The organism is uncultured Traorella sp. (assembly GCF_944327115.1).
In the GTDB taxonomy this organism is placed as follows: Bacteria; Bacillota_I; Bacilli_A; order Erysipelotrichales; family Erysipelotrichaceae; genus Traorella.
In genome coordinates this window covers 1-7,630 of record NZ_CALVGS010000106.1, presented here as the reverse complement: position 1 = coordinate 7,630, position 7,630 = coordinate 1, and the positions used below count along the sequence as shown (strand labels likewise).

Here is a 7,630-nt window from a genome sequence, read left to right as displayed (position 1 = left end):
GGATTCTTCAAATTGCTGCTTCTGAGACAATATCTGATTCAATGTCAGATAACCAAATAAGCTGGCAACAACAATACATGCGAGTACGAGAACACCGATCGTATCGATGCTCTTTCTTTTCCGAGATTTATTTGGTGTATTTTGCTGCTTTATTTTTTTATTTGCCATTGTTGCAACCTCCTTGGAAATACATTTCATCTACTGCATCTAAATATTTTAAGCGGGGAATATAGCTTTCCTGGATCAGCTTTCCCACTTCCTTAACTTTTTTATAAGACAACGATTTCTGATTTTCGTCTTCGTAGGCATCGATCATGACCTGTCCGTCGATCAGATATGTTTCGTTGTAGCTTGTAAAACGCAGGATGACAAATGAGATCCCGCCATGATGGATCACCCGCTTCATGTGCTGGATCTGATGAGGATGGATCAGCTGAAAGGGAAAGCCTCCTTTATTTTTGGTTTGCTTTGCCTCAAAGTCAATCGCCTTGCCACGGTAGACACCGTTATAATCTGTCGTGGAAGGTACTTTATAATAGGCTTCGCTGATCCGGGCATGAGCACGATTGGGATAATCGACCTTGACCACTTGAATGGGGGTCGGTTTCTTATGGATACATGCGCGATCCGTTTCCAGATAAAATTCATTTGTTTCATTGATATCATTCTCCAGGCTCATTCCACGTCCGCTGTGTGAGAGGTTTTTGGAAGAGGCAGTGGAGAGTGATGTTGTTGGATTTTGTTTTGTCGGATAACCAATCATTTCATCACCTATCTACCATTATACAAAATTTTTATATTGAAATCCAGTTATGTTTCAAATTGACTTGCAATTTATGAGAAAATTTGAGAAACTAATAAAGGTGGTGAAGTTATGCAGACATTTGAATTAACTGTTCAGGAAATATTGGACAAGCAGTTTAATATTGATTTTAAAGGGTATAACGCGCAGGAAGTCGATGAATTTCTTGATCGTGTCATTCATGATTATCAGCAGTATGATGAAAAAATCAAGGAATGTACAGATACGCTTTTAAAATATGAGAATACGATCGAGAGCTTGAAGAACCAGATCAGTGATCTGCAGGCCCGCTTAAATATGCAAGGTGAGGTATCGACGAATGCATCAAATTTAGATGTATTGAGAAGGCTCTCTCGTCTGGAAGCAGAAGTATTTAAAAACAAATAACCGATATTAGGGCAATCGCTGGCGTCAGCTAGAGGAAAGTCCATGCTCGCACATTCTGAGATGAATGTAGTGTTTATGCTGAACGAAGTCATAAGTTCAGGTAGAGAAATCTAACGGCCGGTCGACACCTAAGGGAAACTATGGTCAAGACCGCGAAGGTGCCACAGAAACGAGCTGGGCGGAAACGCTCAGGTGGAACGGGTAAACCCCATAAGCGAGAAACCCAAATTTGGTAGGGGAATCGCTGCAAGTGAAATGAAACAAGCAGCGGACACGAAAGTGTAGATAAATGGTTGCCACTTCTTTATGAAGGACAGAACATGGCTTATATAATGTCGGTCATCGGCCTCGCATCAGCGAGGCTTTATTATAACTGATAAGAAAAAAATCACAAAAAAATTATCATTTTATATAAAAATATGATATAATAAACTGCAAGTTATAAGAAATTATAACGATGCGTGATAAAAAATGAATATCATCTGCAAATCTGTCTTGTTCGTTGAAATGTCCAAGGTGTCATGTTATAATATTATGGAATAAAAAGGTGATTGTAGACTATGAAAGAAATCGGAGAATTTTTAAAACAAAAAAGACTAGAAAAAGGAATCACGATCGATCAGGTAGCAGAAAAGACAAGAATGCCTGCTGCCAGGATCAAAGCCATTGAAGAAGGAAATCTGGATGCTTTTAAGGATGATCTTTCCTATCTCCAGTTTTTCATCCAGTCTTACTGCAATGCGATTGGTATTGATTATCATGAAGTGAAGCAACAGCTGAGTGACAGTATCAACAGCTATACGATGTCATTTCAGGCAGACCAGCTGCGTGCCCAAAATGAATCAGAAAAGAATATTCGCGAGAAATCAACACAGCGGGTTAATGAATATAAAAAGCGCAATCCGGCAAAGAAGGTAGAGCGCAAGATTGATTTTTCATTGATCAGTTTTGTTGCGGTCATTGCATTGATCGTTATCTGTCTGGTAACGGTCGGTGGTTATTATCTTTCACGACAGTTATTCTCGGGAAATGATGAGCCGATCGCTGATGTGACGCCTCCTGAAGATACAAATGATGACAAGCCACAGATAGATCAGCCTGAGGAACCGGTAGAAGTGAAGGAAATCGAAGTAAATCCTGGTGAGCAGGTCGGTGATTATGTCATTGAAAATGCGGAGGAAAAATTTACTTTGAGAATTGAATTTGCTTCAAATTCATGGTTTCGGGCCATATTGGATGGTACAGAGCTTACCACGCCTGAGGCAAGGGTATATGATGCCGGTACAACACTTGAGATGGAGCTTGATCCGGTGAATAATAGGGAATTGAATCTGCGCTTTGGTTATTTTGCCGGAATGAAGCTGTATGTAGATGATAAAGAAGTTGAAATTGATGAATCAATAGCGAATATAACGGGCGTTCAAGAAATAAATTTTACGATTGGAGGAAATACAAGTGAACCTGCCGAATAAGCTTTCCTGTTTTAGAATGGCGCTTGTGCCTTTGATCGTTCTTGTATGGATCTTTCCATATGCTCAGCTGAATATTGCAATGCCACAGTTTACTTTTGGGATCGTAAGCCTTTCATTGAAAAATATTTTAGTATTGATCTTGTTCTGTGTTGCATCTTTCACAGATTATCTGGATGGACAGATTGCCCGAAAAAAGCATCTGATTACTTCATTCGGAAAGTTTATCGATCCGATTGCCGATAAGATGCTGGTAAATACGATGCTGATCATGTTTGTGTGCTACGGCATGGTACCGATTGTGCCGGTCATCGTCATGATCTGGCGCGATACGATCGTGGACGGTATGAGAATGAGCACGGCAAGCAAAGGGGTCGTGGTAGCTGCCGGAATGCTTGGAAAGATCAAGACGGTCAGTCAGATGATCACGATCATTTTAGTGCTTTTAAATAATTTGCCATTTGAGCTTTGGAGATTTCCGATGGCTGAGTTTATGCTCTGGTTTTCGATGCTGGTTTCAGTGGCCAGTGGATTTAGTTATTTTATGCAAATGAAAAAATATATTTTGGAATCAATGTAATGGAAGAATTTGTAGAGCTTTTAAAAAAGAAACATATTACGATTGCTACCTGTGAATCTTGTACCGGCGGGCTGTTAGCGGCCATGCTGTGTGATTTCAGCGGTATCAGTGCTGTCTATAAAGGAAGCATTGTGACCTACAGCAATGAAATTAAAGAGAAGATCGTGGGTGTCGATCCGAAAATAATTGCGGAAAAGGGTGTTGTCAGTGAAGAGGTTGCCCGCGAAATGGCTCTTCATACACAAAAGCTGATGGATGTCGATCTGTGTATTTCATATACGGGTAATGCCGGACCTGATGTGTGTGACAATAAACCGGTAGGCTGTGTTTACTGCGGGGTAGCCTTTAAGGATGAAGTTTTCTGCTTCGAATATATGCTTAAGGGAAGTCGAAATGAGATTCGTCATCGTGTTATTGAAGAAAGTATAAAAAAAATTAAAGAAATTTTGGGAAATATGACAAAAGAATGCATATAAAAGAGTAGGAGGTTTCAAAAATATGGATAAAGATAAGGAAAAAGATAAATCCGAAGCGCTGTTGAAAGATACCATTGCGCAAATTGAAAAACAATACGGAAAAGGTTCGATCATGAAGCTGGGAGATCGTGCCAGCGTAGATGTCGATGCGATCAGCTCAGGATCATTAAAGATCGATCAGGCACTGGGTATTGGCGGTTTTCCAAAAGGAAGGATCATTGAGATCTACGGTCCGGAATCAAGCGGTAAGACCACTCTTGCTCTTCATGCAATTGCGGAAGTTCAGAAAAAAGGCGGAAGAGCTGCTTTTATTGATGCGGAAAATGCGATCGATCCTGTTTACGCACAGAATTTAGGCGTCCAGATCGATGATCTGATATTATCCCAGCCGGATTCGGGTGAGCAGGCATTGGAGATCACAGAGCTTTTGATCAAATCAGGAGCGATCGATCTGGTCGTTATCGACTCAGTGGCAGCACTGGTACCGCAGGCGGAATTAGATGGAGAGATGAGCGATGCTCATGTCGGTCTGCAGGCTCGTCTGATGTCTAAAGCGATGCGAAAGCTTGCCGGTGTGATGAATCGAAGCGAATGTACGGCGATCTTCATCAATCAGCTTCGTGAAAAAGTAGGAATCATGTTTGGTAATCCGGAAACGACGCCGGGCGGAAGAGCTTTGAAATTTTATGCTTCGGTTCGTTTGGATATTCGAAAATCAGAGGCGATTAAAAATGGTACTGAAATTGTCGGCAATAAGGTAAATGTCAAGGTCGTTAAGAATAAGGTGGCACCACCGTTCAAAACAGCGGTCGTAGAGATCATGTATGGCCAGGGAATCAGTTATGTTGCGGAGCTTTTAGATTTGGCTGTCGATTATGATATCATTCAAAAGAGCGGGGCATGGTTCTCATATAAGGGAGAAAAGATCGCTCAGGGAAGAGATGCTGCCAAGAACTATTTGAAGAATAATCCGGATGTCTTTAATGAAGTAGATGCCCTTGTAAAGGAAAAACTGACGGCTTAGTTATGAAATTTTTCAAGAAAAAGCCTAAACCGGATGTCATGGGATTTATCTGTTGTGAAACATCTTTAAATAGAAGTCATTACATCGTGGATCAATATCATGACGAAAAGCTTTATTACCCGACCTATCTCTATTCAACCGCAATGATTTTCTATAATCTGGAGAAAAAGTATTCGAAGGAATTGATCGAACAGATACGAAGACATTGTGATCGTTTCTTTTTGAAGAAAAATAAGGCTTATTCAGAGGAACAAATTCTTTCTGACAGAAATAAGGTCATGCATTCAGTCATGAATCATCAACATATTGAAGATTATCTTACATTAACGGGTCTGAAAGATGAAAATGGTGAATTGGCTGATCTTTTGGATGAATGGATGAATGCAAATCTCTTGTTAAGTGAAGATATAAAGTCTATGTAAGTAGACTTTTTTCTTAGGAGGTAAGATGATATTAAATGTAAGCGGACGCTGTGATATCGTAGCTTTTTATACAGAATGGTTCATGAAGCGCTATGAAGAAGGCTTTGTCGATGTACGTAATCCTTTTTACCCATCTTTTGTCAGCCGTATTTATTTTGACAATGTCGATGCCATCATGTTTTGTACCAAAAATCCATGGCCGATCCTGCCTTATCTTTCCAAAATAAAACAGCCATTGTTATTTCACGTAACCCTGACTCCTTATAAAAAAGATATTGAACCTAATGTCATAGATAAGAAAAAGATCATTGAAGGAATCAAAGAGCTTTCTAAGAAAATGCCGAAAGAATATATCTATGTACGTTATGATCCTGTTTTTATCAGTGATGCTTATACGATTGATTATCATATTCGGGTTTTTGAGAGAATGTGTTGTTTGCTTGATGGATATGTCAGTCATATCATTATTTCTTTTTTAGATGAGTATAAAAATGTCCAGAGAAACAGGCATTTATTAAGGGACAGGGCTTTGCGTGAAGAAGATTATCAGATAATTGGCCGTTCATTTGCGCAAAGTGCTGCTTTACATGGCATGAGCGTACAGACGTGTGCAGAAGAGCATGATTTGTGTGAATTTGGATTTATTCATTCAGATTGTTTGTCGAAAGAGTTAGCGTTTCAGCTGACGCATAAGAAATATAAACGTTGGAATGCCCGCGGGAAAAAATGTAATTGTGTAGAAATGGCAGATATCGGTGTTTATAACTGTTGTTCCCATATGTGTCGTTATTGTTATGCTAATTTTGATGAATCAGCGGTAATGAAAAATATGAGCAGGCATGATGATAACTCAACGATGCTGGTGGGATATTTAAAAGATGATGATATGATAAAGGAAAGAAAATGATATGAAACAGCAGCTTAGAGAAAAATACAAGCAACTTCGAAAAAATATTCCTAATAAAACGATCCAATCATCAAAGATCGCTGATAAGATCAGAAATCATACTTCCTATCAGCAATCCGATCATATTGCCTTCTATTATTCATACGGAAGTGAGGTAGATACCAAAGCGATGATTCAACAGGCGTTGCTGGATCATAAGCATGTATATCTTCCTAAAGTCATCAATAAAGAAGAAATGGAATTTTATGAGATCAAATCGCTTGATGAGATCATACATCGTAATGCTTTGGGTATTTTGGAACCTGAAGCAAGTGTGAGGGCAGAAAAGATCGAAGTAATGATCATACCCGGTCTTTGTTTTGATGAAAAAGGGGATCGTCTTGGATATGGCGGTGGATATTATGATCGTTATCTTCAGGATAAAGAAATTTATAAAATAGGCATTTGTTTTGATGAACAGCTGAGTGATGAAGCAATTGAAATAAATGAATATGATATTCAGATGGATGAAGTGATAACTATGAAGGGTAATTTTAGAAAAGAAAATGTCATTGAAGAAGTGAAGCAGGGGGTTGCTCAGTTATTGGCAAAGGATGATTCGGGGCATGGAATGGATCATATCGAACACGTTTTAGAGCTGTCTTTGAGGTTTTGTGAAAAAGAGAAGGCGGACAAAGAAATTACGGCTTTGATTGCTTTGTTGCATGATGTCGATGATTATAAGCTGTTTGGCATGGAAAGTGCACAGAAGCTGACAAACGCTAAAAGGATCATGTCTGAAGCAAAAATCAGTCACGAAACACAGACGAGAGTTTTAGAATCATTGGCTTGCATCGGATACAGCAAAGCCTTAAAGGGAATAAGACCTTTGATGATTGAAGGTAAGATCGTATCTGATGCGGATATGTGTGATGCGATAGGAACAAGGGGAATCTTACGGGCCTATACTTATAGCATGAAAAAAGGAAAGCCATTCTTTAACAAAGAAATCTTTCCTGCAGAAGATATGGATGCCGACCGATATACCCAAAAATGTGCGGACAGCAGCTGTAATCATTTTTTCGAAAAATTATTAAAATTAAAAGGAATGATGATGACTGAAGCCGGAAAAGAAGAGGCTAAACATCGTCATAAAATCATGGTATCTTTTCTTTATCATTTCTTTGAGGAAGAAAATGTACCTGAATGGAAGGAATATTTAGATCATTATTTAGAAAAAAGCATATAAAAAACACAGATACAGATTGATATCTGTGATTTTCATGACAGCTTGGTTTATTTTTATGAACAAAATATATATAAAAGAGATAGCGTACATGATACATTTGTTGCCATCTCTTTTTATATAAAACCTATATTTTACCTACTCTTTTATTAGTATTGGCATTTATCTTTGCTTTCATAAAGCTCAATGAGCCTCTATTATTTGTTTATCCCTATAAATTGAGGTGTCTGGCTTATTCTGGAATAATTTACAGCATGATCTCCATCTATCAGCAATAAATGATCTTCATAAAAAACAATTATGATAGAATTATCTTCAAAATCAGCTTTATATACATT

General features: G+C 38.6%; 9 protein-coding genes and 1 other RNA gene. 9 read left to right on the top strand and 1 reads right to left on the bottom strand.

Features of this window, described 5'->3' with window-relative positions; genetic code table 11:
- Positions 1-157: 157 nt before the first annotated feature.
- Complete coding sequence (gene recU / locus Q0K35_RS09315; protein WP_294562508.1) at positions 158-763, bottom strand: Holliday junction resolvase RecU; 606 nt, start codon at positions 761-763, stop codon at positions 158-160.
- Between the two features lie 111 nt (positions 764-874).
- Here recU and gpsB point away from each other — a divergent pair, with 111 nt between their 5' ends.
- From gpsB to Q0K35_RS09270, 9 genes are all read left to right on the top strand, one after another.
- Positions 875-1,189 (top strand): cell division regulator GpsB, encoded by a 315-nt coding sequence (gene gpsB / locus Q0K35_RS09310; RefSeq protein ID WP_294562506.1) that lies wholly within the window; start codon positions 875-877, stop codon positions 1,187-1,189.
- Positions 1,190-1,192: 3 nt separating this feature from the next.
- Positions 1,193-1,522: RNase P RNA component class B (gene rnpB, locus Q0K35_RS09305), an RNA gene on the top strand.
- Positions 1,523-1,749: 227 nt separating this feature from the next.
- Entirely contained in the window at positions 1,750-2,661 is a 912-nt protein-coding gene (locus tag Q0K35_RS09300) for a helix-turn-helix domain-containing protein (RefSeq protein WP_294562504.1), read from the top strand.
- Positions 2,645-3,238: a CDP-diacylglycerol--glycerol-3-phosphate 3-phosphatidyltransferase gene (pgsA, locus tag Q0K35_RS09295; RefSeq protein WP_294562502.1), complete on the top strand. Its 594-nt coding sequence runs from the start codon at positions 2,645-2,647 to the stop codon at positions 3,236-3,238. Before Q0K35_RS09300 ends, pgsA begins: the two co-directional genes overlap by 17 nt.
- Positions 3,238-3,714: a CinA family protein gene (locus tag Q0K35_RS09290; protein WP_294562501.1), complete on the top strand. Its 477-nt coding sequence runs from the start codon at positions 3,238-3,240 to the stop codon at positions 3,712-3,714. The genes pgsA and Q0K35_RS09290 overlap by 1 nt, the downstream gene beginning before the upstream one ends.
- Positions 3,715-3,736: 22 nt before the next feature.
- Positions 3,737-4,738 carry a recombinase RecA gene (gene recA, locus Q0K35_RS09285; protein ID WP_294562500.1) on the top strand — a complete coding sequence of 334 codons (1,002 nt, stop codon included), beginning with the start codon at positions 3,737-3,739 and terminating at the stop codon, positions 4,736-4,738.
- A 2-nt stretch (positions 4,739-4,740) separates the two neighbouring features.
- The gene (locus Q0K35_RS09280; protein WP_294562498.1) at positions 4,741-5,160 is read left to right on the top strand and encodes a hypothetical protein; all 420 of its coding nucleotides are present in this window, start codon (positions 4,741-4,743) and stop codon (positions 5,158-5,160) included.
- Between the two features lie 25 nt (positions 5,161-5,185).
- On the top strand, positions 5,186-6,067 hold the full coding sequence (locus tag Q0K35_RS09275; protein WP_294562497.1) for a DUF1848 domain-containing protein: 882 nt from the start codon (positions 5,186-5,188) through the stop codon (positions 6,065-6,067).
- Between the two features lies 1 nt (position 6,068).
- Positions 6,069-7,295 carry a 5-formyltetrahydrofolate cyclo-ligase gene (locus Q0K35_RS09270; protein WP_294562496.1) on the top strand — a complete coding sequence of 409 codons (1,227 nt, stop codon included), beginning with the start codon at positions 6,069-6,071 and terminating at the stop codon, positions 7,293-7,295.
- Positions 7,296-7,630: the final 335 nt, after the last annotated feature.

What these genes read in the sequence shown, in the direction of transcription:
- recU (WP_294562508.1), bottom strand. Translation starts at nt 763, where the DNA reads ATGATTGGTTATCCGACAAAACAAAATCCAACAACATCACTCTCCACT.
- gpsB (WP_294562506.1), top strand. Translation starts at nt 875, where the DNA reads ATGCAGACATTTGAATTAACTGTTCAGGAAATATTGGACAAGCAGTTT.
- Q0K35_RS09300 (WP_294562504.1), top strand. Translation starts at nt 1,750, where the DNA reads ATGAAAGAAATCGGAGAATTTTTAAAACAAAAAAGACTAGAAAAAGGA.
- Q0K35_RS09290 (WP_294562501.1), top strand. Translation starts at nt 3,238, where the DNA reads ATGGAAGAATTTGTAGAGCTTTTAAAAAAGAAACATATTACGATTGCT.
- recA (WP_294562500.1), top strand. Translation starts at nt 3,737, where the DNA reads ATGGATAAAGATAAGGAAAAAGATAAATCCGAAGCGCTGTTGAAAGAT.
- Q0K35_RS09280 (WP_294562498.1), top strand. Translation starts at nt 4,741, where the DNA reads ATGAAATTTTTCAAGAAAAAGCCTAAACCGGATGTCATGGGATTTATC.
- Q0K35_RS09275 (WP_294562497.1), top strand. Translation starts at nt 5,186, where the DNA reads ATGATATTAAATGTAAGCGGACGCTGTGATATCGTAGCTTTTTATACA.
- Q0K35_RS09270 (WP_294562496.1), top strand. Translation starts at nt 6,069, where the DNA reads ATGAAACAGCAGCTTAGAGAAAAATACAAGCAACTTCGAAAAAATATT.